At 48.0% G+C, this 25,322-nt stretch carries 18 protein-coding genes; 15 read left to right on the top strand and 3 right to left on the bottom strand.

What is annotated here, in order from left to right:
* Positions 1 to 285: 285 nt before the first annotated feature.
* From SG35_RS13335 to SG35_RS13350, 4 genes are all read left to right on the top strand, one after another.
* The gene (locus SG35_RS13335; protein WP_044832705.1) at positions 286 to 3,858 is read left to right on the top strand and encodes a pilus assembly protein; all 3,573 of its coding nucleotides are present in this window, start codon (positions 286 to 288) and stop codon (positions 3,856 to 3,858) included.
* 172 nt (positions 3,859 to 4,030) lie between these two features.
* On the top strand, positions 4,031 to 4,438 hold the full coding sequence (locus SG35_RS13340; RefSeq protein ID WP_044832706.1) for a hypothetical protein: 408 nt from the start codon (positions 4,031 to 4,033) through the stop codon (positions 4,436 to 4,438).
* Between the two features lie 244 nt (positions 4,439 to 4,682).
* Positions 4,683 to 5,582: a hypothetical protein gene (locus SG35_RS13345; protein ID WP_044832707.1), complete on the top strand. Its 900-nt coding sequence runs from the start codon at positions 4,683 to 4,685 to the stop codon at positions 5,580 to 5,582.
* Between the two features lie 228 nt (positions 5,583 to 5,810).
* Positions 5,811 to 6,011, top strand: coding sequence for a hypothetical protein (locus SG35_RS13350; RefSeq protein WP_044832708.1), 201 nt, complete (start codon positions 5,811 to 5,813; stop codon positions 6,009 to 6,011).
* Between the two features lie 203 nt (positions 6,012 to 6,214).
* On the opposite strand, the gene SG35_RS13355 is transcribed toward SG35_RS13350, so the two are convergent.
* Together SG35_RS13355 and SG35_RS13360 are read right to left on the bottom strand one after the other, a co-directional pair.
* Complete coding sequence (locus SG35_RS13355) at positions 6,215 to 9,328, bottom strand: efflux RND transporter permease subunit (protein ID WP_044832709.1); 3,114 nt, start codon at positions 9,326 to 9,328, stop codon at positions 6,215 to 6,217.
* Positions 9,329 to 9,557: 229 nt separating this feature from the next.
* On the bottom strand, positions 9,558 to 10,697 hold the full coding sequence (locus SG35_RS13360; RefSeq protein ID WP_044832711.1) for an efflux RND transporter periplasmic adaptor subunit: 1,140 nt from the start codon (positions 10,695 to 10,697) through the stop codon (positions 9,558 to 9,560).
* Between the two features lie 147 nt (positions 10,698 to 10,844).
* On the opposite strand from SG35_RS13360, the gene SG35_RS13365 reads away from it, so the two are divergent.
* The 10 genes from SG35_RS13365 (at position 10,845) to SG35_RS13410 (ending at position 21,739) form a co-directional block, all read left to right on the top strand.
* Positions 10,845 to 12,950, top strand: coding sequence for a winged helix-turn-helix domain-containing protein (locus SG35_RS13365; RefSeq protein ID WP_044832712.1), 2,106 nt, complete (start codon positions 10,845 to 10,847; stop codon positions 12,948 to 12,950).
* 176 nt (positions 12,951 to 13,126) lie between these two features.
* Positions 13,127 to 13,930, top strand: a complete 804-nt coding sequence (locus SG35_RS13370) for a substrate-binding periplasmic protein (RefSeq protein ID WP_044832713.1) — start codon at positions 13,127 to 13,129, stop codon at positions 13,928 to 13,930.
* A 119-nt stretch (positions 13,931 to 14,049) separates the two neighbouring features.
* Positions 14,050 to 14,880: a CbbQ/NirQ/NorQ/GpvN family protein gene (locus SG35_RS13375; RefSeq protein ID WP_084692722.1), complete on the top strand. Its 831-nt coding sequence runs from the start codon at positions 14,050 to 14,052 to the stop codon at positions 14,878 to 14,880.
* A gap of 130 nt (positions 14,881 to 15,010) precedes the next feature.
* Positions 15,011 to 15,367, top strand: a complete 357-nt coding sequence (locus tag SG35_RS13380; protein ID WP_044832715.1) for a hypothetical protein — start codon at positions 15,011 to 15,013, stop codon at positions 15,365 to 15,367.
* 333 nt (positions 15,368 to 15,700) lie between these two features.
* Positions 15,701 to 16,141 carry a c-type cytochrome gene (locus SG35_RS13385; RefSeq protein ID WP_044832854.1) on the top strand — a complete coding sequence of 147 codons (441 nt, stop codon included), beginning with the start codon at positions 15,701 to 15,703 and terminating at the stop codon, positions 16,139 to 16,141.
* Between the two features lie 5 nt (positions 16,142 to 16,146).
* Positions 16,147 to 17,544 carry a cbb3-type cytochrome c oxidase subunit I gene (locus SG35_RS13390; protein WP_044832716.1) on the top strand — a complete coding sequence of 466 codons (1,398 nt, stop codon included), beginning with the start codon at positions 16,147 to 16,149 and terminating at the stop codon, positions 17,542 to 17,544.
* Positions 17,545 to 17,778: 234 nt separating this feature from the next.
* Complete coding sequence (gene aroQ, locus SG35_RS13395; protein ID WP_160298287.1) at positions 17,779 to 19,041, top strand: gamma subclass chorismate mutase AroQ; 1,263 nt, start codon at positions 17,779 to 17,781, stop codon at positions 19,039 to 19,041.
* Between the two features lie 122 nt (positions 19,042 to 19,163).
* The gene (gene radA / locus SG35_RS13400) at positions 19,164 to 20,549 is read left to right on the top strand and encodes a DNA repair protein RadA (protein WP_044832717.1); all 1,386 of its coding nucleotides are present in this window, start codon (positions 19,164 to 19,166) and stop codon (positions 20,547 to 20,549) included.
* A gap of 32 nt (positions 20,550 to 20,581) precedes the next feature.
* Positions 20,582 to 20,884 carry a DUF1330 domain-containing protein gene (locus tag SG35_RS13405; RefSeq protein WP_044832718.1) on the top strand — a complete coding sequence of 101 codons (303 nt, stop codon included), beginning with the start codon at positions 20,582 to 20,584 and terminating at the stop codon, positions 20,882 to 20,884.
* Between the two features lie 117 nt (positions 20,885 to 21,001).
* Positions 21,002 to 21,739 (top strand): substrate-binding periplasmic protein, encoded by a 738-nt coding sequence (locus tag SG35_RS13410; protein ID WP_044832719.1) that lies wholly within the window; start codon positions 21,002 to 21,004, stop codon positions 21,737 to 21,739.
* Between the two features lie 72 nt (positions 21,740 to 21,811).
* Here SG35_RS13410 and SG35_RS13415 read toward each other — a convergent pair whose 3' ends face one another.
* The gene (locus SG35_RS13415) at positions 21,812 to 24,133 is read right to left on the bottom strand and encodes a methyl-accepting chemotaxis protein (RefSeq protein WP_044832720.1); all 2,322 of its coding nucleotides are present in this window, start codon (positions 24,131 to 24,133) and stop codon (positions 21,812 to 21,814) included.
* 308 nt (positions 24,134 to 24,441) lie between these two features.
* On the opposite strand from SG35_RS13415, the gene SG35_RS13420 reads away from it, so the two are divergent.
* The gene (locus SG35_RS13420; RefSeq protein ID WP_152646605.1) at positions 24,442 to 24,876 is read left to right on the top strand and encodes a hypothetical protein; all 435 of its coding nucleotides are present in this window, start codon (positions 24,442 to 24,444) and stop codon (positions 24,874 to 24,876) included.
* Positions 24,877 to 25,322 lie beyond the last annotated feature (446 nt).

Below are 25,322 nucleotides of genomic sequence, written 5' to 3' on the forward strand. Positions count from 1 at the left end.
GGTGTACGTTATTTGTCCGTTTTTCTCCGGTTATCACTTAAATGTATACCGGTGAACTCGGCTTTCTCTGTGCTCCTTTAGTGCAAAGTTGACGGTAATCATGTTGATTTTGTTTGATAAGGTACTGCGCTGAGAAGAAAGAGGCAGATAATGCGGGATTTCCCCGGCTTCAAGCCAGCAAGATAAAGCGTTAATACAGTTCAACCGGCTACATGGAGGTAGAGATCTCCTGCTAGCAGGTGTTCCCGGTCAAGAGCAGTAATTTCTGAACACGGGAGCAGTAGTATGAACAAGTGGTTAGGGTGCAGTTTACTCATTTTGATCTCAGGCTATCTTGCGGCTGAAGATATTGAGCTTTATGTCGGTGATGTCTCCCAGCGCAGCGGCACTAAACCCCAGGTATTGATCATTTTCGACAACTCCGGCAGCATGAGCACCTCGGAAGAAGTCAAAGAGCCCTACGATCCCAATACCGTTTATCCCGCCATCGGCGGTTTTAACAGCTTATCCGAAAGATTTATCTATTTCACCAAAGGCACCGGGGTTGACGGCACCATCCCGGTCCCCGACAGCCCAAGTGAAGCCCGTCGTTTTTTAGATGATATCAATTCTTGCCATACCGCCAAACTGCGCCTGGACAGTGTCGGTTATTATACCGGTCATATCCGCGAATATAGCTTTCAGGGCAACTCCGGCAGCTGGCAGGAAATTCCCGACAACAGCGGCGCCAACATTGAAGTTATCGACTGCTGGGATGACGTTAACCTGTTAGATCCGGAAAATGCCGGGATCTTAAAGAAGAATTCACCGCTGGAAGCCTTACCGGACGGTTACCCGGTCGATGGAGAGGGGACTAAGCAAAACCCGGTTTATTATACTGCCAATGCCGCAGACTCCCAGACCCAGCTGGGGACCGGGGAAGTGGTGACCTTATATACCGATAACTACCTGCGCTGGAGCCAGAGCGAGAGCATAGACACGGTTAACCGCAGCCGGCTTGATATTGCCAAAGATACCGTGACCGATCTGATTGAATCGGCGCCGTCGATAGATTTTGGCCTGCAAATTTTTAATCATAACCATAGCGGGGAATATACCCGTGACGGCGGCCGGGTGGTGTTTGGCATCCAGGAAAGCACTGAAGCGGCGCGTCAGGAACTGATCGATATAATTAACCTTGAACTGGACGCGGAAACCAATACCCCCTTATGTGAGACCTTGTATGAGGCGCGCCGCTATTTCGGCGGTTTGTCGGTGGACTTTGGCGATGATGACTCCAACCGGGGCTCAAGCTATAGAGGTAACACCCCGCCGCGGGATACTTCGATAGAAGACAGTAAAACTTATATCGCCCCCTATAACGGTTGCAGTAACCAGGTATATGTGATTTTGATCACCGACGGCCAGCCGACAAGGGATTTGGCGGCAGATACTTATGTCAGCGGCCTGCCCGGTATCGGAGCCCCTTTTAATGTTAACGGCACCAATAACTACCTGGCGGCTTTGGCGGGTTGGATGAATACCAATGATATCAATGATGATATTGACGGTAACCAGTATGCCACCTTGTTTACCGTGGGCTTTGGTAGGGAAGCGATTAATGATGCCGGTGAATTATTGCTTGAAGCGGCAACCTTGGGGGGCGGGCAATATTACCCGGCTGAAGATGCCAGCAGTTTGCTTTCCTCGCTGCAGTCGGCGCTGATTGAAATTTCGCGGGAAAACACCAGTTTTACTTCGCCTTCTATTGCGTCAAATAATTTTGACCGTACCGAAACCCTGGACTCGGTTTATTATGCAATGTTTCTGCCGGACAGGGGGCCGCGTTGGCAGGGCAATATTAAAAAACTCAAAGTTGTCAACGGAGTACAGGTAGACAGAACCAATACCCCGGCCATTAACAGCGAAGGCAGTATCGACGACAACGCCAAAACTTTCTGGAGCCAGGCTTCAAGCGCCGACGGTAACGAAGTCAAGGAAGGCGGGGTGGCGGAAATGCTGCGCAGTAAAACCGATCGTACTGTTTTAAGCGATCTCGGGGCTTCCACTGCACTGGTTGCCCTGACCCGGGCCAACGCCGAAGCAGCTTTTGGCGGCAGTGCAGGGCTGGCGGCACAACTGGATGTTGCCGAGGATGAAATTGACAACCACCTTAACTGGGCCAAGGGCATAGATGTGGATGATGCCGATAGCGACGGCTCGACTACGGATATCCGCTTTGATGTTTTTGCCGATCCCCTGCATTCCAAACCTTTAGTGATCAATTATGGCGGTTCCAGCTCGTCCCAGGATATCCGTATTATTATCGGGACCAATGCCGGTGTTTTGCATATGTTTGACGATAACGGCGACAGTGTCGACGAAAGCTGGGCTTTTATGCCGAAAGAGTTTTTCCCTAACATTAAATCGTTAAAGGACAACTTTCCAACCTCGGCCAAAGTCTATGGCATCGACGGTTCAGCTTCTTCTTATATCCTGGATAAAAACGGCGACGGCACCATCAGCAGTGCCAGTGGCGATAAAGCCTGGATGTTTATTGGTTTACGCCGGGGAGGCTCTTCTTATTATGCCCTGGATATCACTATTCCCGATTCGCCAAAACTATTGTGGCAAATTGACAGCAGTACGTCCGGATACAGTGAATTGGGGCAATCATGGTCTCAGCCCAGGGTCGGTTTCTCGGCGCTTAATACCGTCAGCGGCAGTGCCAGTCCGGTGATCTTTTTCGGCGGCGGTTATGATATCGGTAAAGACAGCCCGGGGGCAGGCAGCAATGACAATGTCGGCAGGGCGATTTATATGGCGGATGCCAAAACCGGTACTTTATTATGGAGTTTAAGTCCGGCAAGCGGTTCGACTAATCATACCCAGCTGACGGCATTATCCGACAGTATTCCTGCCAGCATAGGTATTTTAGACAGTGATTCGGATGGCCTGGTGGATCGCTTATATGCCGGAGATACCGGAGGAAATGTCTGGCGTGTGGATATGCCCGGTAATAACCCCAACAGCAGTGATACCCCGTGGACGGCTTTTAAGCTGGCGCAGCTTGGCGGCATTAGCACCGCAGATGACCGGCGCTTTTTCAGCGAACCTTCTATTGTCAGGACCCTGATCAGCGATACCATAGAGACTTCGGTGACCGATGAAGACGGCAAGACGACTACGGTTGTTACGCGCCAGGAAAGGCCTTATGAAGCGATATTGATCGGCAGCGGTGACCGCTCGACCCCGTCGGCAACCGATACCAGCGACAAGTTTTTTATGATCCGCGATGAAACCGTGTTTACCCAGTCATTCAGCGATACCAGTACGCCGCCGACCCCGGATGCTATCGAAATCACAGATCTTTACGATTATACCGATAATCCCTTTGGTCAGGTGTTGACTACACAGGAGCGGGAAACACTGGAGCTTGCCGTAAGCAGCAAAAGCGGCTGGTTTGTCGATTACACCGGCAGCGGCGAGAAAAGCTTATCGGCGGCAACCGCGGTGGCCGGTATTGCCTATTTTACTTCCTTTACCCCGGCATCCGGCAGCAACAGTAATACCTGTGAGCTGAGTGCAGGAGCGGGCGTATTATATGCCGTTGATCTGGCCCTGGGCACGACCATTTATGACTGGCGTCAGTTAAGTGTTGGTGATCGGATCCCGGATACCCCGACGGTGATCATTCCACCGGATGACTCGGAGCATAGCAAATTATTATTTGTCGGTGTGGGCGAGGGGACCGATGGCGGTACTATTACTTTATGCAGCAGTGATAACTGTAACCAGGGAGATCCGGATGAAGATGATCCCGATGGTATCAGCCTGAAGACCATGCGTACTTATCTTTATGTGACCGAGTCCCAATAAATTGACTGATGATAATGGCTATGTGATGCACGGGAGTTTTTATATGTCATTGCTGTACAGGTTACAGACCGGCGCATAGCAGTACAAATGGGTTACAAATCATAGCAGTTAATAACACCGGCCTTCGCTAGAATAACCTTGTGGTTCAAGCTTGAAAAAGGGTGAAATAGCGATGAAAGGGAAAAGTGAATTCAAATTATCCTATATGGCGCAGGTGGTTTTGTACCTGTTGGTGGTGATCCATTGGTTATTGCCATTTACGCCGGTAAACCAGCATCCCGAGCCTCATATTAAAATTGCGGCATTGGGCATAGGGGCGATATTTTTAATGTTTGCCCAACTCTCCTATAGCCGGCCGAGACAGAGTTTTGCCGGTGGCCTGATATTTTTATTAATCCTGTATATCGTCAGTGCCGTGACCGGAGCTTCGCCGATAACCGAAGGCCTGGTGGTGAAACTGCTGTTTGCCGCCTTGTTGCTGGTAGACTTTCTTGATACCGGCAAGGCAAGCGAAAAAAATAGCCGCGGGGAACAGAGTTTTCCCCAAAGACTTATTACCGAGCAGCATCGCCGGGCTTAAGCGGCAGTTTGAGCTGATAGTAGCGGGTGGCTAAATTTGGTTAACAATAGGCACTTAGGCAGATAAGCCTTAGTGCCTGTATTTTTATCCGCATCTAAATCGCAACGATGAATATCACTCCTGGCGCTATTTTTCAGCCATAGTTATCAATATTTCCATTTTTATTTGAAAATTCAATAATCTGGCATACCTTTATCCTTGAGTAAATAAAATAGGACTTGTTGTTCAATAAGGATAATAACATATGAAAACGATAAAATTTGCGGCTCTGCTTTTGACCATATTGCCACTTTCTCTTCAGGCTGAAGCAGCTGAAAGCAACAAGAAAAACTTGCAAAATCCACTGGAGATAAACCTCGACCGGGAAAATATTTCCGGGGTATTTTTGGCAGAAGGTGAGCCGGCATCACTTAATAAGGCACTGGCAGTACAGGGGGAAAAACAAACGCTGATACGCTTTTCCAGTATTGAAAAGGCGCCGGGACAATTTGAACTTGAGCTGGTTGTTCATGGTAAAACCCTGACGGCATCGGTGGACAAAGATAATAAAAGTGCAAAACTCTCTGCTTTGGATGCCAGGGGACAAGCGATATTTTTAAATGAAAAAGACCGCTTGCAACTTTCTGCATTACTTAAAACCTATGAACTGCAGGGCTACGGCAAGCAAAACGATGCCGCCAATATGCTTAAGCGTTTGCTTTCTTTATGGGCGCAAACCCCGGATATGGTGAGCTTGCAGCGTACTATCGATGGCGTCTCTACCTCTGCCTATCAAAGTTTGTGCAGCTATAACGGCCTTGAACTTGCCGCAAGTCATGACGGTAACCAGTGCGGTTATGATGACCCCGAATGCACCAGTTTAGCCTTGGTGGGCAGCCGGGGCAGCAATACCGAGTCCTTTATTAACGGCCAATGGACCACGGCGGTGCCGGATCATATCCCTAATGTCCGCCAGCGGGGGGAGTGTTACGGCAACTGTGGCGGCGGCTGTCCTTCGGGCAACCAGATCCTGACCCGGGACTGTTTAAACCATGACCAATGTGTACGTAACGGTCATTCCCTGATCAGCGGATGGTGCAACGATGATTTTACCTATACTTTTGACGATGCCATGTTTGCTCCTGAATGTCCCGGCACAGATTAAGGGAGCAATGCCGGTTTGTAACTGCTTTTTTGTTAAACTGATTTGTTTTAATGATGTAAATACAATGCTGTAAATGTATAAAACTTGTAAATATTTATTTGACATAAATTAAATTGTTCAGTAGTTTAGTCCGGTACCTGCTTTTGGCCGCGATGGTGCGGAAGCAGGTATTAACTGAAAAATAATAATAGAAAATTCATCCACTAACGGGTGAACATAAGGAATATCATGAATAAGAAATTAATGTTAGCCCTGACGGGTTTAGGTATGGGGATCAGTCTGGCAACTACAGCAAGTGCAGCGACCAGCAGCGAATGCCGTCAAGCCTACAGCATGTCAAATTATTACTGCAACTATGTGATGGACGATAACATGTGCCGTCACTGGGTTAACATTGTCAGAGAATGTGGTCAGGAACTGATGATCTAGTTTCTTAGGGGGATCACTCCCGGAAAAAGGATCTGTTATCTAAATTCAGACAGCAGATCCTCTACAAAGAGCAGAAAATAACTCAGTAAATTTTACCAAAAACAATCCTTTCGATATCTTCTTGCATTATTACCCTGTTATCAGAGCTAACCGTTATTACTCTTGCCTTTGAAGCTCAGGCCGTTAAGCCTGATCCCTTATTATTAAGCGACTTCTGCTGTGATTATTTCATTTTTGCCTTGATGAGTTTTACCTGAATTGGCAAATAGCGGTAAAGACAATAATGCCGAAACAAAACTCAGGGTAAACAGTGCACTGACCGCCATGCCGCCGATGATTACCGCCGCCAGGCCCCGGTATATTTCCGCCCCTTCTCCCGGGCTTAACATCAGTGGCAACATGCCAAAGATGGTGGTGCAGGTACTCATATAAATTGGCCGTTTACGCAGTTTTACCGCCTCAAGTATCGCCTCTTGCTGGCTTAATCCGTGTTTAAGGGCCTGATCATATTGACCCGCCAGTAAGATGGCATTGTTGATCACCAGTCCCATCAGAATAATAAAACCTATCATGGTAATGACATCCAGGTTTTGCACCGAGAAAATATTGAGCAGTTGCAAATTGAACATGCCTCCGGCAATGGCCAGTGGCATGGAGGCGATCACGGCAAAAGCCAGCGACCAGGATTTAAGGGTTAAGTACATGAGCAGGGTTAAGATCACCAGGGATAACAGAAACATCTGGCCAAATTCCTGTAAAAAGGCGCTGAGGCGATCGGCGCTGCCGCGATAATCGACAAACAGCTGCTGCTTGTTTTGGCTTAGCAAGAAGGCGTCAACTTCAAGTTTAACCCGTTCGATAAAAGGTCCCACCGGCATATTCTCCGGTGGTTGCAGGTTAAGGGATATGCTGGATTGTCGGTTGATGCGGCTCAGGGATTGCGGGGCCAATACCATTTTTGCGCTCACTAATTGGTGCAGCGGTTGGTAGCCGTGACCGGCAATGAAGATCTCTGTTTTTAGCAACTGATCCAGGTGCTCAGCCTCTTTGGCCTTAAAATAAAACGGCAGGGTATCTCCCTGTGCATAAAAGCGTCCCAGGTAGATGCCGTCGGTGAGGGCGACCAGTTGGCGGTTAAGGGCTGACTGGGATAAACCAAAATAGATCAGCTGATCTTGTTTGGGGGTAAATTCGATGCGCGCCGCCCGGTTGTATAAAGGCGAGGCTTCCCGGATATTGGCCTGTGGAAATTTCTCTTTCAGCCGGCTTTGCAGGGCGCGTCCCGCCAGCTGCAAATTTGCTAAAGTATCTCCCTTGATATCGAGCACCGTCGAGCGGCTGTCGGGCATGGCAAAGCGTAATAAACGCCCCTGTTGGCTAAACACCTGGGTGCCGGGTAAGTCATGGGTGATATTTTGCTCGAGCCAGGTCTTGAAGCTGGCATAATCCCAGCCTTCGGACGGATAAAAATACAATAAGCAGCCTTGCTCAGAGCAAAACATACCGTATACCTGATAATCAGGGGCGGATGATGACTTTTCCTGTGCCTTGATACGGTCAAACACGGGCTGGGCGATGTTTTTTGCCACCGCTTTGGCGTTCATGGGCTCATTGAGGGTAATAAAGGCATTAATAGAGCGCTGCTTAGGGTTAGGCAGCACATCCAGCTCAGGCATGGCCAGATAAGTGTAAACCAGGGCAAAGGGCAAACCGAGGAGCAGGGCTAACCAGGTAAGGGGCCTTTTTTGGGCGGTAATGGTCAGGGTTTTACTCCAGCGGTTTTCCCGCGCTCTTGCTTTATCTGCTTTAGCCTGAGGTTGGTGCTGGCGGTTTTCCTGACCCAGGAAATAACGGGCCAGGGTGGGGATAAGGATAAGTGCTACGACCACCGAAGCCATTAAGGCGCTGGAAATGGTAAAGGCGAGATCTTCAAACAGCTGGCTTTCACTGGTACGCATCATCAAAATAGGCAAGAAAATAATAATGCTGGAAATGGTGGAAGAGATAATTGCTCCCTTGATTTCACCGCTTCCCCGGGTAATAGCGGTATTAAGGGGCAGACCGCTGCGTTTGAGGCGTAAGATGTTTTCTACCACGATAATGGCGGCATCGAGCAATAACCCCACAGACAAGGCCACGCCTGCCAGGGAGATCACATTCAGGCTGTAACCCCCGAGCGACATGGCGAGCATCACCAGGGACAAACATACCGGGATACTGACAAAAACCAGGGAGACCATGCGCCAGTTACGCAAATAATAAAAAAGTACCATGCAGGCCAGTATAATGCCCACCAATAAGCTGCCGTAGACTCGCTTTAATGCGCTTTTAATATCTTTTGAGTCATCGCGGCTTAATGAAACCGACATCGCGAGTTTTTCCAGCGGGCCCTGATTGAGCTTTGTTACTGCCTGTTTAATTTTTGCCAGCGCATCCAGGGCATTGACATCCGGTGTCGGGGTTAGCATAAAGTACATTGCCCTGTGGCCAAAGATGGAGGCAAAGTTCCATTCGCTCACCAGGCGTTTTTCTATGCTGGCCAGCTCTCCCAGGCGGACAATGTGCTGGTCGTGGACAAAAACAGGCAGTTGGGCCAGCTGTGCCAAGGGGATCTGGCCTTTAAACAATAAGCCATAATCACGGGTGCCCAGGCTTAACTTATCGCCGGATCTGTCGATCATGTCGCTGAGAATATTGGTGACCTGATCTATGGTCAGGGAATACTGGCTGAGCTTTTGCGGGTTAAATTCAATATCGACCCTTTGCTCGGCAGGATTATTGCTGATATCAACCGCCGACACCCCGTTAATTTTGGCCAGGCTGGGTTCGATATACATTTTAAAGGCATCAATGAGCTGCTGCTCGGTTTTTGGCGTGGTGGCATAAAGCATAGCGGTGGCCAGGGTGGCACCGGCACCGGCGGCATTATTGACGACAAAAGGTTTTGCCACTTGCGGCGGCCAGCCCGGCACCTGGTTGACCCTCGACAGGGTTTCCATATAAAGCTGCTGCATATCGGCATTGGCGTGAAAGCTCAGGCGGGTGACCGCGCTGCCGTCTTCTATGCCGCTGGTTGTGGTGATCAGGTTATTTAACCCTGACATTTCACGCTCTAACGGGGCGATCAGGGTTTGTTCTATTTCTTGTGCCCCTTTACCCGGCCAGTTGGTATAAAGCACAATTTCCGGACGGTCAATACGCGGCAGCAGGGCATTAGGCAAAGAAAAACCGGTGAATAGTCCTAACAGGGTTAATACGGCAGCCAGGCTTAAAATCAGCGGTGCGTATTTGTTTGGGCGACGGTTAAGGGTATTCATGAGACTGACTCCGGTCTGTTTTTAAGACTCAATTCAAGGCCTGATTCAGTGCTTTTTTCAAGGCTTTTTTGAAGATAATAGAGACCGCTTAACAGGGCATCCGGGATTGACTGTTCCCCCAGCAAGGTTTTTCCTGCCAATGCCAGGAGAAAAGCAAGCGATAAGGCTTTTGCCAAAGAAAAAGCCAGCGGCGGCATGTGTTTCTGATGAATTTCAAGGTGCATTTTATTTACTCGCTTTCCCAGTTACTTTCGCCGCTGATGGATACCTGCTGCTGTTCTGCCAGGCCCTGTTTGCCGATAGTGACCACCCGGTCTCCGCTTTGCAGTCCTGATTTGACAACAAAATAGGCTTTTTGGCTGGCGATGACCTCAACCGGGGTTTTCTTGACCTTGTTGTCCTGCCCCAAAAGCCAGGCGAAAGAGCCTTCCCGGGTTAACTCCAGTGCGTCTAACGGCAGCAGGGATAAATCTGAATCTTGGTAGCTGATGTTGACCTGCAGCCGCTCACCGGCTAATAACTGCTGTTGTACCTCATCCGCAGCCTTAAGGTATAACTGCAACGTTTGGCTGTTGGCTTTTACCGAATTGCTGCTTCTGAGCAAGGTAAGCTTATGCTCCCGGGTCATGGAAAACTCGACCCGGGCCAGGCTCTGGTTTTCGCGAAACAAATCAAGGGGCAGCTCGCATACCAGCTCTTTGCTGGCGGATGCCTGCAGTCGGGTGATATTGTCGCCGACATTGAGATACTGACCGGGCTGGGCCTGCAACGCCAATAATTGGCCATCTTGCGGGGCAAAGTGCTCAAGCTGCTGGTAGCGGTAATTAGCCTCTTTAAGTTGCTCGCTAAACCTGGCTTTGGCGAATTTGGCCAGTTCTTGCCGGCGCTGCAGTTCATTTAAGGTTGACGGGGAAACCAGTTGTTTGTCCAGGGCATAAAGGCGCTGAAATTCCTTTTCGGCATAGTTATATTCGGCTTTGGCACTGGCCAGGTCAATTTGTAGTTGCTGTATCTCCCGTTCGAGAAAATATCCGTCCTGTTTAGCGATCAGTTGTCCTTTTTTGACCCGGGTACCGGCGGGCAATACCCAGTTGAGTTTTGCCCGGCTCAGACTGGAGAACTGCAGCAAATGCGAGTTTTGTACCTGGCAATGTAAGCTGTGATCCGCACCGTTTTGCCACAATTTGACCTGGGCGGTTTTTACCAACGGTTGCTCTTGTGCAAAAACCTCACTAGCGCTCAGCGAGAGTAAAACGAAAGCAAATAAAGGGCTGGCAGGTGTCTTATTTTTTCCTGTGGCTGATCGCTGCTTTGTATGTTGCTTGTTATGGCCAAAAGCGGCCAGGGCAGAGAAAGTTTCTTTGATCATAACTTGTTATTTTCTTGTTGATGCTGAACAATATCCGCAGTTAATGAAAATATCAGATGACGAGCAAAGGAAACTTGCTGACTTTAACTGACTTTGCTTTTATTGCTTATGGTCACAAAAAGTCACGTGCGTTAAGTTTTTGAAAATATGAATAATAATGAACAATCTTATCAAGCCGGGAAATCATTAAAAATTGGTGAGGCGGTACTTGATATTGATAAGTCTTTGCTGGAAATTGCCGGCAACAGCATAAAGCTCGAACCCTTACCTTTGGCTTTTTTATGCTTTTTAAGTGAGCACCAGGGGCAGGTTGTCAGCCGCGAACAATTGCTGGCTAAGGTTTGGGATAACCGGGTAGTCTCTGATGATTCTATCCGTAAAGTGGTGAAAAAATTACGGGAAGCCTTTGGCGACGATGCCAAAGCGCCGCGTTATATTAAAACCGTGCCGATGAAAGGTTATGCCCTGGTGGCAAGTGTGAAAGAATTGCCGCCACCTCCGGCCGCCAAAGCCGGTAAGGGGCGCAATTATCGTTTATTGGCGGGAATTGTGGTATGTGTGCTTTTGCTGATACTGGGGGCCGGGCTTGGCCAGGTGTTTTTTCCTCAAACTAACGAGCATTTAGCGACAGATAAACTTGCAACCCAGGCACCTGAAATCACCCGTTTGACCCAATTATCCGGCTCAGAGATTCCCGGCAGTTATCATCCTGGCTCGCAAACCTTAGTGTTTGCCTTTAGAAATAATAATAGCGATCCCTGGCAGCTTTATAGCCGTAATATCCCTACAGGCCAGGTAAACCGATTGACCTGGGGGCCCGGCAATTATGAATACCCGATATTTTCACCGGACGGGAAGAAAATTGCCTATTTACTTTTGCAGCCTGATGAATTGGTGTATAAATCAGAAATTGCCGATTTTGACCCGATCAAAGGACTTTCCAATATTGAAAATTTCTCAGCGAACCACGAGAATAAAGAAATCTTATCCTGGTCTGCAAACGGCGAAGCCCTCTATCTTGCCAGTAATGAGCCTGATGTTTTTCCCAAAGAAATTTACCGCTTTGACCTTAAACAGCAAAACCTGCAGCAGCTGACTTTTCCCAACCTCACCGGGTTTGGCGATTATTACGCCAAAGAGTCTCCCGACGGCAAGCTGCTGGCGGTGTTCAGAAATGTCGCCGATCGCAGTTTTTCCATGTTTATTCTGGATCTGGCGCAGAAAAAGTTGCTTGTTGAAAAGCCGTTAACCTTTTTCCCGTCGGCGCTGGTATGGCAGGACAATCAACAGCTGGCGATATCGAGCTTTAAGGGAGATTTTTATTATTATTCCCTTAGCGATGATCGTTTAACCGAGCAAGTCGGATCGCACCCGGGATTAAACGATGTTTTTTATACCTGCGGTGAGCGCTGTTTTTATATGCGCCAGCATTTAATGGACTATACCGATATCCGCGAGGTACCCAACCCGTTTCTGGCCAGGCCAACATTCAGTACCCGGCACCTGGAGTCGGTGAAAGCCGATTTTAATCCTATTTATAGCCATAGTGGCGATACCTGGTATTACACCAGCAAAGATAAGGAAAAAGGCCTGTTACTCAGGCAAAGGCAGGGGCGTGAGCCTGAGCTGTTGCATCGTTATAACCCCAGGTATGTGATGACCAATCTCAGCCTTAACAAGCAGGAAAACAAATTACTGGGCAAACTGGAAAACCGGATTTTTGTGCTCGACCTTGCCAGCAAAGAACTCAAGTTTATCAGCAGCGCGATGGAAATTGTCAATCACCCTACCTGGAAGCGCAGTGGCCTGGGGATCTACTTTATGCGTTATGAAAAAAACCAGCCGGGGTTATTTTCCTATGATCTTGATACCGATATATTAACGCCGTTGGAGCAGGGCATTATCCGCCGGGTAGAGCTGGCTGACGGGCGAACCTTTTTCGTTGATGATAAAGAAGACTTATACCAGCTACTTGATGATAACAGCCGGCGTTTTATTATCCATTTGCCTTTTGTACAGGCCAATAGCTGGCAGTTTGACGGCGGATTTTTATATTTCAGCTCGCGCCAGGGGGCCGATATTTATCTTAATCGCTTACATCTGCAGAGCAAAAACAAAGAAAGCCGGGTGCTGGCGAAAAGCAGCTCTCAGCTGGAATTTCATTTACACCCGGATGGACAGCGTTTATTGCTCACCCAGTCATTGCTGGCGGACAGTAATTTGGTTAAAGTGATTTGGTCAAAACTTGATTAATACCCTGTATTTGTGGTGACATACGGGGAGATTATTTTATTCATGGTTTCTCTGCTTTACTTAAGTTTACCGGGGGAATTGGGAGTTAATGCTGTCTGTTGATGAATCATTGCCCACAACGAGTTCATTTTATTAAAAGTATCACGATAAAATTACTGCTATTGTGGTTGTTGCCTATGGCTGTGTTTTTCTCGCTGGCTGCCCGGGCGCACGGCGCAGCTGGCGATAGTAAACAGCAAAAGGATGAACAGCCCAAATCTTCTATTGTTATTGTTACCGGACAATTTCCGCCGCTTATTGATGAAAAGCGCACAGACAAGGGTTATGTTTCCCGTTTAGTGACAGATGTTTTTGCCCAGGTGGGCATTAAAACCGAGTTTTTATTTGTACCCTGGGGCCGGGCGCTGCGCATGGTGGAGTTAGGACGCGAAGCCGCGGTGATGTATTTTGACAAGAATGAACAAAGGGCTGAGTTTTTCACTTTCAGCGCCCCTATGCTCAGGGATAACTGGGTATTATTTCACTTGAGAAAGAAAGATATTCACTGGCAAAAACTTGAAGACTTATCGGTTTATAAAATTGGCGCCACTATCAGTTATACCTATACCCCGGACTTTTACCGTCTTGCCGATGAAAAGGTGCTTAATGTCAATTGGCACCCTTACGATAAGCAGGGCTGGAAAATGTTGATGGCGGGACGGCTTGATATTTTTGCCAATACCGAGTCTGCCTGGTATTACGCCAAACAGGAATTTTCTTCAAAAAACCTGGCCCGACTGGCGGTGCACTCCAAACCGCTGGCGGGGCAACTGGGGCATGTCTTGTTTTCCAAAGCACATCCGGATGGCGATTATTTCCGAGAGCAGTTTAACCTGGGCTTCACTCAGCTTAAAAAGCTCAAGAGCTTAGCCGATTACCTGCCGGATAAAGTTGGTGTGCCCTGGCCTGATATCAGCGCCACCTCGAAAAATATGCCTTAACGGCGTTAGTTTCAATTGCGCCTTGATCCGTATCAACTAAGCGTTAATGCCTGTTTGTACTTCATCCTGGTTCAGGGTATTTTCTAGCTCACGATACTTGCATAAATTAAAGAGTGGTTATGACTGTCAGTACGAATGCAGTAACAATGGCGATAGCAAATGATGACGAGCAAACGCTTTTTTATCAGCAACAGGCGAATGAAGTTGCTTTATTTGAGCATGCCTACCAGCATGAATTACCGGTACTGATCAAAGGCCCTACCGGTTGCGGGAAAACCCGGTTTGTTGCCCATATGGCGCAAAAGCTCAATAAACCCCTTTATACCGTGTCTTGTCACGATGATTTAACCGCTGCCGATTTAGTCGGCAGGCACCTGATTGGTCCGCAAGGTACTTACTGGCAGGACGGTCCTTTAACCCGGGCGGTCAGGGAAGGGGGCATTTGTTATCTCGATGAAATTGTCGAGGCGCGTAAAGACACCACTGTGGTTTTGCATCCTTTGGCGGATGATCGCCGGGTGCTGCCGCTGGAGCGTACCGGGGAATTGCTCACCGCCGCCCCCGGTTTTATGCTGGTGGTTTCTTATAACCCGGGTTACCAGAATTTATTAAAAGGTATGAAGCCCAGTACCCGCCAGCGTTTTGTTGCCTTAAGGTTCGAATACCCGGGCAGTGACGTTGAGCAGCAAATTCTTATTAAAGAAGGGGGCGCCACGCCGCATTTAGCCAATAAACTGGTAGAGCTTGCCCATGCGCTGCGCCGCCTGGAGCAAAATGACCTGGACGAAGGTGCCTCTACCCGGTTATTGATTTATGCCGCGAAAATGATTTCCAGCGGCATGCACCCGTTAGATGTTTGCCGCTCTTGCCTGGCGGAGCCGCTGTCGGATGATCCGCAAACGGTGGCGGCGCTGATGGATGTGGCGAAAATCTACTTTGATGAGTCATAGGCGCTAAGGCGCCTCAGGCGACGCTTCGAGAGGTTCGGGGCGTCTTTTAGCAAATCAAATGAATATGTACAGCGGTAAGGGAAACCGTTTTTCCCCGGTATCAGTCCGGGGCAGTCAATAAGGAAACTCGATGTCAGTAGCTTCATCTTCTTCAGCCAAACGCCTGGCGATTATCAGCCAGTCCCTCTATCTTGCCAATTTATTGCTCTTGCCCGGGGTCTGTTTTCTGGTGTTAGTGTGGTTTTTTCTTCGCTTTAAACACCGGAGAAACTGGGCCCGCATCCATGTATATCGGGCGTTGCAGCTATCCCTGCTTGCCGGTGGCTTGTTGGTGATTATGCCGCTTATCTATATGACCTTCTCTGCCAGCATGCAATTGTCCCTGATGATGGTCATCTTATACTTTGTTACTATGCATGCCGCCCTGGTGCTGCTCGGCATGCTGAATTTGTCCCGGGCGATGGCGAAAAAACTGCCCATTTTTTAATGCCGGTTTTTCACTGGCGGCCAATCCTGCCGTTTACGTTTGTCTGTCTCGGTTAATAACGGTCGGGCGCTTCTTGTCCCTTCATAAAAAATGATCATTCTGTCGGGAATAAAACCCTTATAAACCCTAGTATTTATAAGGGTTTTGGCCGTGTAAAAAGGCTTTTTTGCCCCGTATTATTTCGCCATTTTTTGACATGGCGCAAGGTTCTTTTTTATTAGCGATCCCTTTTGAAATACTCATTTAAAAACTTGATTTCCATCAATATCGTGCCGGCAAAAGAGGATTATGCTTGCTCTCGCTTTATTCATTTTCTTATTTAAGGAAAACAACATGTCCGAAAGCTTTACCAAAGGCATGGCACGAAATATCTACTACGGAGGAAGTGTTTTCTTCTTGTTGATATTTTTGGGCCTGACCTTCCACACAACCAAGGAAATGCCACAAAGAGATCACAGGGAGAATCTCACCGAATCCGTAGCGCGGGGAAAAGCGTTATGGGAAGACAATAACTGCATAGGCTGTCATACCTTGCTTGGTGAAGGTGCTTATTTTGCTCCTGAATTAGGTAATGTTTATACCCGCAGAGGCGGAGACGGGGGCTTTAAGGCATTTTTCAACGGCTGGATGAAATCACAACCACTAAATATTCCGGGTCGTCGTCAAATGCCTAATTTCCACCTTAACGATCAAGAAATTGATGATTTAGCGGAGTTTCTGAAGTGGACCTCAGAAATGGATGTTAATAACTGGCCACCAAATATTGAAGGATAAGCTGCATGAGTACTTTAAAATTTCAGTCGCAAGCCGTAGCTAAGCCTTATTTTGCTTTCGCTCTGATCTTGTTTGTCGGTCAAATCCTGTTTGGTTTGATCATGGGGCTTCAGTATGTGGTCGGTGATTTTCTTGCCGGCGCTATCCCCTTTAACGTTGCCCGTATGGTGCACACCAACTTATTAATCGTTTGGTTGCTCTTTGGTTTTATGGGCTCTGCCTACTACCTGGTGCCGGAAGAGGCCGATACCGAGCTGTGGAGCCCGAAACTGGCGATTATCCTGTTCTGGGTATTTGCCGCTGCCGGTACCGCTACTATCTTAGGGTATCTGTTGGTGCCTTATTCAACGCTGGCAGAGTTTACCTTTAACGAGTTATGGCCAACCATGGGACGCGAGTTCCTGGAGCAGCCGACCATTACCAAAATTGGTATTGTGGTGGTCGCCCTGGGCTTCTTGTTAAACTTAGGCATGACGATATTAAAAGGCCGTAAAACCGCTATCAACATGGTGTTGATGACAGGTTTAATTGGTCTGGCGGTATTCTTCCTGTTTGCTTTCTATAACCCGGAAAACCTGGCGCTGGATAAATACTTCTGGTGGTTCGTGGTGCACTTATGGGTAGAAGGTGTTTGGGAATTGATCATGGGTGCTATCTTAGCTTATGTCTTGATCAAGGTAACCGGCGTTGACCGTGAAGTGATTGAAAAATGGCTATATGTCATCATCGCCATGGCGTTGATCTCAGGTATCTTAGGTACCGGCCACCACTTCTACTGGTTAACAACACCTGAATACTGGCAATGGATCGGTTCTATCTTCTCGGCTATTGAACCGTTACCTTTCTTTGCCATGGTATTATATGCCTTTAATATGGTGAATCGCCGCCGCCGTGAGCATCCGAACAAAGCGGCTACCCTTTGGGCGCTGGGTACCTCGGTCATGGCATTTTTAGGCGCCGGTGTCTGGGGCTTCCTGCATACGTTAGCACCGGTGAACTATTATACCCATGGTTCACAAATCACCGCAGCTCACGGCCATATGGCGTTTTACGGGGCGTATGCCATGATAGTGATGACCATCATTTCATATGCCATGCCTAAACTGCGCGGTATCGGCGAAGCCAACAGCAACAAAGCGCAGGTTTGTGAAATGTGGGGCTTCTGGCTGATGACGGTAGCCATGGTGTTTATCACCTTGTTCCTGACCGGCGCCGGTATCCTGCAGGTATGGTTACAGCGTCTGCCTGAGTCCGGTGAAGCATTGAGCTTTATGGCGACACAGGATAAGCTGGCGCTCTTCTACTGGATGCGTGAAGTCTCCGGGGTGATCTTCTTAATCGGCCTGCTGGCGTATCTTGCCAGCTTCTTTATCGGCGGTAAAGAAGCTGCAAAAGTAAGCTAATAATTGGATAGCTTTACCTTAGCAAGCAAAAAACCGTGGCAGTGCCGCGGTTTTTTTTGTCTGTGGCAACATGGGGCTAAGCATCAGAACCCGGGACAAATCAGGCTTGTGCCGGGGGCTAACCAGGCTCAATGATAAATTGTCATGAGCGTTAAAATCGGGAAGGGGTTGTTGCAATCTCAACAGGAACTGATATTTTACGGCATGCTTCTTTTGATTAATCCCATAAAAATAATGAAATTATTATCTAAGAAATCATATCTGCTACTTTTCATTTGTTTTTTTAGCCCTTTTTCCGCATTTGCACAAACACAAGCTAATGAGCCGGGCAAGAGTTATCTCTATCAGCTGATCAATAGCCGCTTGGGCTATATGCAGGCGGTGGCCCTGTATAAATGGCAACATCAACGGGCCATTGAAGATTCAGCAAGAGAGCAGGTGGTTATTGAGAAAAGTGTCGCCAAGGCCATGGAACAAGGGCTAACGTCAGAAGAGATCACGCCGTTTTTTCAAATACAAATCACCTTAGCGAAAAAAATCCAGGCTTACTACCACAAGCGTTGGAGCGGGCACGGGGTGCCGACCCAGCTATTGTTACCCGAGAATGCCCCCTCCCTTGAAAAAATCCGTGCCGAGCTGATCAGCTTAGGGGCTGATATTATTACCCGTTTGGCGGCAACAGATAGCAGTAAAGCAAGCCATGATTTTGAGCAATTTAAGCAAGTTGTTCAGCACGCTGCGCTGGATATAAATGATAAGGCGGCCTTATTTAAGGCACTGTCCCGGATTAAACCACAGCCTTATGCCAGCCGCTTAGATCGCATTCTCTCGGAAAAAATTCTCTATGTCGGTACTACCGGGGATTACCGGCCGTTTTCATTTTATGCTGACAATAAAAGGGCCGGTATCGATATAGTACTCGCCCGCGATTTAGCCCGGACTCTGGGGGCCAGCGCCGTTTTTCTTCCTACCAGTTGGCCTGGGTTATTAGCTGATCTTGGCACCGGGCAATACGATATTATGATGAGCGGCATCTCGAAAAAGCTGTTTCGCCAGCAGCTTGGTCTGTTCTCTGACAGTTACCATAGTGGCGGTAAAACGCCGATTTCCCTGTGCCGAAAAAAGCATCAATATAATTCCCTGGAGAAAATAGATCATCCGCAGACCCGGCTTATCGTCAATAAGGGGGGGACCAATCAGCGCTTTGTCAATCAGCATATCAAACAGGCACAGGTACTTGTCCATGGGGATAATACCACGGTGTTTGAGCAAATTTTAGCGGGCAGGGCGGATGTGATGATCACCGATAAAATAGAGGTGGCGGTGCAGGCGAAAAACCATCCTCAGCTATGCGGCACTATGAATGGCACCTTAAGTTATTCTGCCAAGGCTTTTTTGCTGGGCAGGGATCTGATCTGGCTTGAATATGTCGATACCTGGCTTGAGCAGGTGAAAAATGACGGCACCCTTAAACAGGTCTTTGAGCAATATCTGTAAACGTTAGCAGCGACAAATCTGCGTTTAACATTTGTCTCTTGTGTACGGCTTGATTAAAATAAGCGGCCAAAATCTATGTCGGCTTTTCATGAGAAAAGTCTCTACAGGAAAGAAAAGAATTCATGGCGAAAGCAAAAACAAAAATCAGTTATGTCTGCTCGGAATGCGGCACCGATTATCCGCGCTGGCAGGGCAATTGCGGCGCCTGTAAGGCATGGAATACCATAGTTGAATTTAAGGAAGCCAAGGTCGCGACCCAGAGAACCGCGCAGACCTCGGCGGGTTATTCGGTGCAGGATACTGAGATTGAAAAACTCAGCGAAGTCTCCGATCAGCAACTGCACCGCTATAAAACCGGCAGCAGCGAGTTTGACCGGGTGTTAGGCGAAGGCATAGTACACGGCTCTGTGGTGTTGCTTTCCGGTTCACCGGGGGCGGGCAAATCAACCTTGCTTATTGATGTCTTGTCCCGGTTGAGCCAAATTGCCCCGGCGCTTTATGTCAGCGGCGAGGAAAGTAAAAACCAGATCAAGGACAGGGGCGATCGGTTGAAGCTGGATTTAAGCAAAATTGATATCATGACCACGGGCGATATCGAGCGCATCTGCCAGGTGGCGCTGGATAGGGGTCATAAATTTCTGGTGATCGACTCCATACAAACCATGTTTTTAACCGGCATAGATTCTTCTCCGGGTAATGTCACCCAGGTTAAAGAGTCGGCGGCTTATTTAAACCGGGCATCGAAAGAGCACGGTATCACCACTATTATCATTGTCCATGAAACCAAAGACGGCAGCATCAGCGGCCCGCAAACCCTGAGTCATATCGGCGATGCTACTTTGCGCATAGCCCGGGAGTCGGACTCTAAATATCGCACCATTCGCGCCGATAAAAACCGTTTCGGCAGCGCCGAAGAAATCGGCACCCTGGCGATGATGGCGGACGGCCTAAAAGATGTGACCAACCCTTCGGCGATTTTTTTAGAGCACGGCAGTGTCGAAGCCTCGGGTAATATTGCCTATGCTTCGGCAGAAGGGCGCAGGACTTTATTGGTGAACCTGCAATCTTTGGTGGATGTCAGTAACGGCGAGATCCCGCAGCGGGGCGTGGTCGGGGTGGATTATAAGCGTTTGTCCATGCTGCTGGCGGTGATGCGTAAACGCATGTCGGTGTCCATCGGTGATAATGACATTTATATCAATGTTGTCGGCGGGTTGAAGCTTAATGAAACCGGCACCGATGTGCCTATGTTGCTGGCGATGCTGTCGTCGTTTCGCGATAAGATCCTCTCCAGTAAAACCTTAGCCTTTGGCGAAGTCGGTCTTTCCGGGGAAGTGCGCCCTGTGCCTATGGGACAAGAACGTATCAAGGAAGCGATCCGTAACGGTTTTGAAATTGTGATCGTGCCCAAGAAAAATTACCATAAGAGCCTGGAAACCCAGGGGGTGAAACTTATCCCCATCAGTCAGGTTTCTGAGCTGGAAAATGTTTTTGACTTGGCTACCTGATAGTCAAATAACAAGAAAAAGAAGGAAACGAGATGGCATATGAAATGTTAGTGGCATTAGAAGTTATTGATGATGAAAATTATCAAGCCTACCGCCAGGCGATGAAGCCGATTTTGACCACTTATGGCGGCGGATTTGGTGCCGACTTTCGTGTCTCTGAGGTGTTACTGCCGCAAGAATCGCCAAACATTAATCGGGTTTTTACCATTTATTTTCGTGATGAAGCGGCAAAAAACGACTTTTTTGCCGACGGCGATTACCTTAAGGTCAAAGCTGAATATTTTGAAACCTCTGTGGCCAGTACCCGTATTTTAGCGAGCTACGGGCGTGAATAAGCACTAAGGGCTTGTTCCTGTTTAGGTATGCGGGGATGAAAAATATAGACTTACGGCTTTTATATCTGCTTTACGGTGCTATGGTGAAACTGTAGCTGCTTTTTTTCGGGGCCCTGAGTGAAAAAAGGTTATCTCTTAGTTGTCTGCTTGCTTGTGTCATTGACCGTCTATGGCCAATCGCCACTACAAATTAAGCTGGTGTCCGGTGATTACCCGCCTTTTACCGGTGAATTCCTGCCAGACGGCGGGCTGGTCACCCGCCTGGTACAGGTAACCTTTGCCCAGGCTTTTGACGGGGCACAAATTAAGGTGAGTTTTGAACCCTGGGCACGGGGGCTTGCCAATACCGAAAATCAGAAATATCAGGCGACCTTTCCCTATTTTCGTAACGAACAACGCGCTGCGGCATTTTATTTTAGCGACCCTGTGATCTTTATTGAGAATGTTTTCTATCACAATCAAGCAGCGGAGGCTAAAAGCTATGACAAAAAAACAATTTGTTTGCCTTTAGGTTATGCAAAAGGCAGTTTAGATAAGCTGATCCAAACACATGATATGACTTTGATCAGGCCGGCTTCTATGTTGCAGTGTTTTAAGATGCTGGCCAAAGCGAGGGTTGACTTTCTTGCCTGCAGTAAGCGGGTGGGGCAGTTTTTTACCGGTCATTATCCGCAGTTTCAAGGGCTGAAATTTAGCCCCTCGGGGTCTGCGATGGCGCTTGTGCCTTTGTATGCTATTTTTCCCAAGAAAAGCGGTCTTGCCATAGTGACCCGGTTTAACCTTGCCTTGCAACAACTTAAACGCTCCGGTAGCTATCAGGAAATCCTTGATAGTTACCGAGTCGTTTTAAAATAAAATTTTTTAAAACAGCCTCCTCAATAGAGGCGCTTATCAGAAGTGTACCGCTTTGGCCTATTTGTTGGCTGTTTATACCGTGAACTGGGCGATAGCATCATCGAGCAGTTCTGCCATCTTCTTCAAGTCATCACTCATATTGGCCTGTTTTTCGGTGCCGGAAGCTGCCTGGGTGGCAACGACACTGATGTTGGTAATCGAGCGTAAAATGTCTTCGGTGGCGACGCTTTGCTCCTCCATGGCGGTGGCGATCATGGCATTGAGATCTTCAATATTGACCGTTGAGCGGCTGATTTCATCCAGCGCCAAGCCGGCTTTTTCTGCCTGGGAAACGCTGGCTTCACTTTGCTCCGCCCCCTGTGACATTGCCGTATTGGCATCGTCTATGCTGTTGTTTAATTTACCCACCACATCCCGGATATCTTCGGTGGAGTTTTGCACCCGTGAGGCCAGGTTCCTGACTTCTTCCGCAACTACGGTAAAACCGCGGCCATGTTCGCCGGCACGTGCCGCTTCAATTGCGGCATTAAGTGCCAGTAAATTGGTTTGCTCTGCCATATCATTGATAACATTGACCAGGCTGGTAATCTTTTGCGACTGGTCGTTTACCTGGGTTAAAGCCTGGGATACCGAGGTGACCTGACCGGCAAGGGATTTTATCTGGGAGATGGTGCGGTTGACTTCGTTTTTGCCGTTATTGGTGGTGGTTTCGCACGCTTTTGCCGCTTCCAGGGCTTTTTGGGTATTGGTGGAGACTTCCTTGATGGTGGCGGACATTTCGGTCATGGCCGTAGCCATCACGTCTGAGTCGCTTTGCTGATCCTGCGCCCCTGAGCTGGCCTCCTGGCTGATCACCGACAATGAGCTGGCGGTATCGGATAGTTGCCGGGTATTTTGGGCAACGTCGGTGATCACCGAATGGATCTTATCAACAAAGCCGTTAAAGCCTTTGGCCAGCAGGCCGGTTTCATCTTTTTGGTTGGAGTTGATCCTCCGGGTGAGATCGCCGCCTGCTGCGGCAATGTCATTTAATGAGCTGACAACGGTATTAATGGGTTTGGTGATTTGTCCGGCTACCAGGTAACCGATAAAGCTGGATAGTAGCACCAGTATCAGGGTAATACCGATGGACCAATAGGTAATGGTGGTAGCCAATGCTGTTTGCGGGGCAAAGGCTTCAGCGGCGTCTATTTCACTTAAAATGGCCAGCTTTATACCCTCAATTTCCAGCGGGGCATAGGCAGACAGTACCTCGACATTGCGGTAATCCGGGAAAATGGAAAATCCGCTTTCCCCCGACAAAGCCGCCTTAACTCCCTGACTGTCGACTTTTTGCAGGCCTATGCTGGTGCCTTTAACCTCTATTTTACTGATTTTATCTCTGGGAACCCCGGCATTGCGCAATGCTTTCAGGTATCCGGGTTTATCATCTATCAGGAAGCGGCTGGCGGACTGCATATAATAATCCTGATCGACTAAATAACTTTCACCGGATGTGCCCAGGCCAAAGTCCTGCCAGTTGTTATTGAAGGTCATGATGGCATTGATTTCGTCAATCGGCGCCTGGAAAATTAATACCCCGAGTTTTTCATTGTCGCTGTATATCGGTGAAGCTATAAAGGCAGCGGGGCCGTAATATGAAGGCAGATAGGGTTGGAATGTAGAAGTTACCACATGGCCGGGTTCATTGGCCTTGTTGGCGGCGCGAAAGGCTTTACCTATGCCGCTGTTGGCATACGGTCCGTTGATTAATGAAGTGGCAAAATCGAGCTCTTTAAACACCGAATAGACAATATTGCCGGTTTTATCATCCACCAGAAAAATATCGTAATAGGCAAATTTTTGTAAGAAGTCGCGAATATGGGGATGAAAGGTTTTATGCATGCTGCTATAGAGGCTGCCGTCGCCGGCATCGAGTAGTTTGTCTTTTTCTCCCAGCGGGTTGCTGTTAAGGGCAATATATTGCTGCTGCAGGGCCACGGCCCGCGGAGGCAGGTTGGCGAGCAGCTCGCGGGTATCGAGGTTTTCCCCGTCATTGATGGAATCAAAATGTTTGCCGAATTCGTTCTGGTAGTAGTTTTTTAACTCGTTCGGGTGCTCACTACGGTTAAAAGGCAGCGGGTAAGTGTCATAGGCGCGTTTAAAGTCGCGCATAGCGGATATGATCATGCGGTCATTGGCAAAGGTTTGTACCTGACGGCGGATAATGGAAAAGTAGCGTTCTATCTGATCTTTTTTCAGACCGCGGACCGAGGTCAGGTGTTTTTCTGCTTGTTGCTGAATGACATTTCTGCCCATTTCATAAGCAATATAACCGACGGCTATGCAGGAAAGAATAACAAAGGAGGCGGTGATAGTACCAAAAAGTAAAGACAGTTTCGCTCGAATTTTCACATTAACATCCTTGTCTGGAGTAAATAAAATCGTATTAACGAATTACTGGGTACTGCAAACTAATTTAAAGTCTAGAACAGCTTTTTAATAGCGCAAATAATGCACGGCTAAGGGATGAAAATATTGTCAATTAAAGAAAATTTTTTGTGGGGAAGTAGAGCAAACGATTGAAATATCTTGTTAATAAAAGTATCGCGATTATTTTCCGTAATCAGTTTATTTATTATATGGTGGTGAAGGCTGTTAGCAAGCCGTCTTATTTAATGATTTCAATACTTTATACCATTGACCACGGCAAAGGAAGAATAATGAAAAATAAAATAACAACAATACTCGCTGCCTCTCTATTTGTTATGGCTTTTAGTGCCGGTGCCGATCAACATTTACTGCCCGACTGGGAAGGTCAATGGCAGGGGACTTGTCAATACACCTCCAAGGGAGGCAATGTTCACTATGATTTCCCTATGGGACTGAATATCGCCAACCGGGGAGCACAAACGCTTAACTGGCACATCAGTTATGGTGAAGGGGAAAGCCAGCAATTAAGAAAGTACCAGTTACAGGCACAGGATGTCGGGAGTGGCCATTATGTGGTGGATGAAAACAACGGTATCTTGATAGACAGTTATCTGGTGAATGATGCCCTGATGTCTCATTTTTCAGTTGGCACCAGCGAGTTGACCACACGTTATGAAATCAAAGGTAATGAAATGACGGTGGATATGCTCACCTTTGGCCGGTAGGAAGTACGCGGTAGCGGAGAAGCCCCTTATGTGGTGCTTGCCCATGGCTTTAACGGGCGTCAGCACTGTCTGTTATATCGTTAAGCGTTTATTTATGGATATCCGCCGGTTTTAGCCGGCGGATATAGACAAATGGCCGTCTTATTTCGATGCCGGCTTGATATTTAATCACCTGACCTGTTATCCCCGTTAATGCCCTGCGTTGCCATCGAGATCAAAAATGAGACTTGCCTGGCAACAATTTCCAGCCATTTATTAAAGCCCATGATCTCACCCGGGGCTAGTAATTCCCAGAGGTAAAAAAATTGTTAACTATCGGTAGGTACTGATAATTTTTGTCCTTATATGAAATGGTTTATTTCAGGCCGCAGCTATGTGTCTTGTTTTTGACTATCAGCTTTTCATGGCAAGGCCCCTGATCAGCACCTAAAGTGATTAGGGTTAAT

This window comes from Thalassomonas actiniarum (assembly GCF_000948975.2).
GTDB classification, from domain to species: Bacteria; Pseudomonadota; Gammaproteobacteria; order Enterobacterales; family Alteromonadaceae; genus Thalassomonas; species Thalassomonas actiniarum.

Bases quoted from the DNA above. Each gene is read 5' to 3' on its own strand.
- SG35_RS13335 (WP_044832705.1), top strand. From the start codon at position 286: ATGAACAAGTGGTTAGGGTGCAGTTTACTCATTTTGATCTCAGGCTAT.
- SG35_RS13340 (WP_044832706.1), top strand. From the start codon at position 4,031: ATGAAAGGGAAAAGTGAATTCAAATTATCCTATATGGCGCAGGTGGTT.
- SG35_RS13345 (WP_044832707.1), top strand. From the start codon at position 4,683: ATGAAAACGATAAAATTTGCGGCTCTGCTTTTGACCATATTGCCACTT.
- SG35_RS13350 (WP_044832708.1), top strand. From the start codon at position 5,811: ATGAATAAGAAATTAATGTTAGCCCTGACGGGTTTAGGTATGGGGATC.
- SG35_RS13355 (WP_044832709.1), bottom strand. From the start codon at position 9,328: ATGAATACCCTTAACCGTCGCCCAAACAAATACGCACCGCTGATTTTA.
- SG35_RS13360 (WP_044832711.1), bottom strand. From the start codon at position 10,697: ATGATCAAAGAAACTTTCTCTGCCCTGGCCGCTTTTGGCCATAACAAG.
- SG35_RS13365 (WP_044832712.1), top strand. From the start codon at position 10,845: ATGAATAATAATGAACAATCTTATCAAGCCGGGAAATCATTAAAAATT.
- SG35_RS13370 (WP_044832713.1), top strand. From the start codon at position 13,127: ATGGCTGTGTTTTTCTCGCTGGCTGCCCGGGCGCACGGCGCAGCTGGC.
- SG35_RS13375 (WP_084692722.1), top strand. From the start codon at position 14,050: ATGACTGTCAGTACGAATGCAGTAACAATGGCGATAGCAAATGATGAC.
- SG35_RS13380 (WP_044832715.1), top strand. From the start codon at position 15,011: ATGTCAGTAGCTTCATCTTCTTCAGCCAAACGCCTGGCGATTATCAGC.
- SG35_RS13385 (WP_044832854.1), top strand. From the start codon at position 15,701: ATGTCCGAAAGCTTTACCAAAGGCATGGCACGAAATATCTACTACGGA.
- SG35_RS13390 (WP_044832716.1), top strand. From the start codon at position 16,147: ATGAGTACTTTAAAATTTCAGTCGCAAGCCGTAGCTAAGCCTTATTTT.
- aroQ (WP_160298287.1), top strand. From the start codon at position 17,779: ATGAAATTATTATCTAAGAAATCATATCTGCTACTTTTCATTTGTTTT.
- radA (WP_044832717.1), top strand. From the start codon at position 19,164: ATGGCGAAAGCAAAAACAAAAATCAGTTATGTCTGCTCGGAATGCGGC.
- SG35_RS13405 (WP_044832718.1), top strand. From the start codon at position 20,582: ATGGCATATGAAATGTTAGTGGCATTAGAAGTTATTGATGATGAAAAT.
- SG35_RS13420 (WP_152646605.1), top strand. From the start codon at position 24,442: ATGAAAAATAAAATAACAACAATACTCGCTGCCTCTCTATTTGTTATG.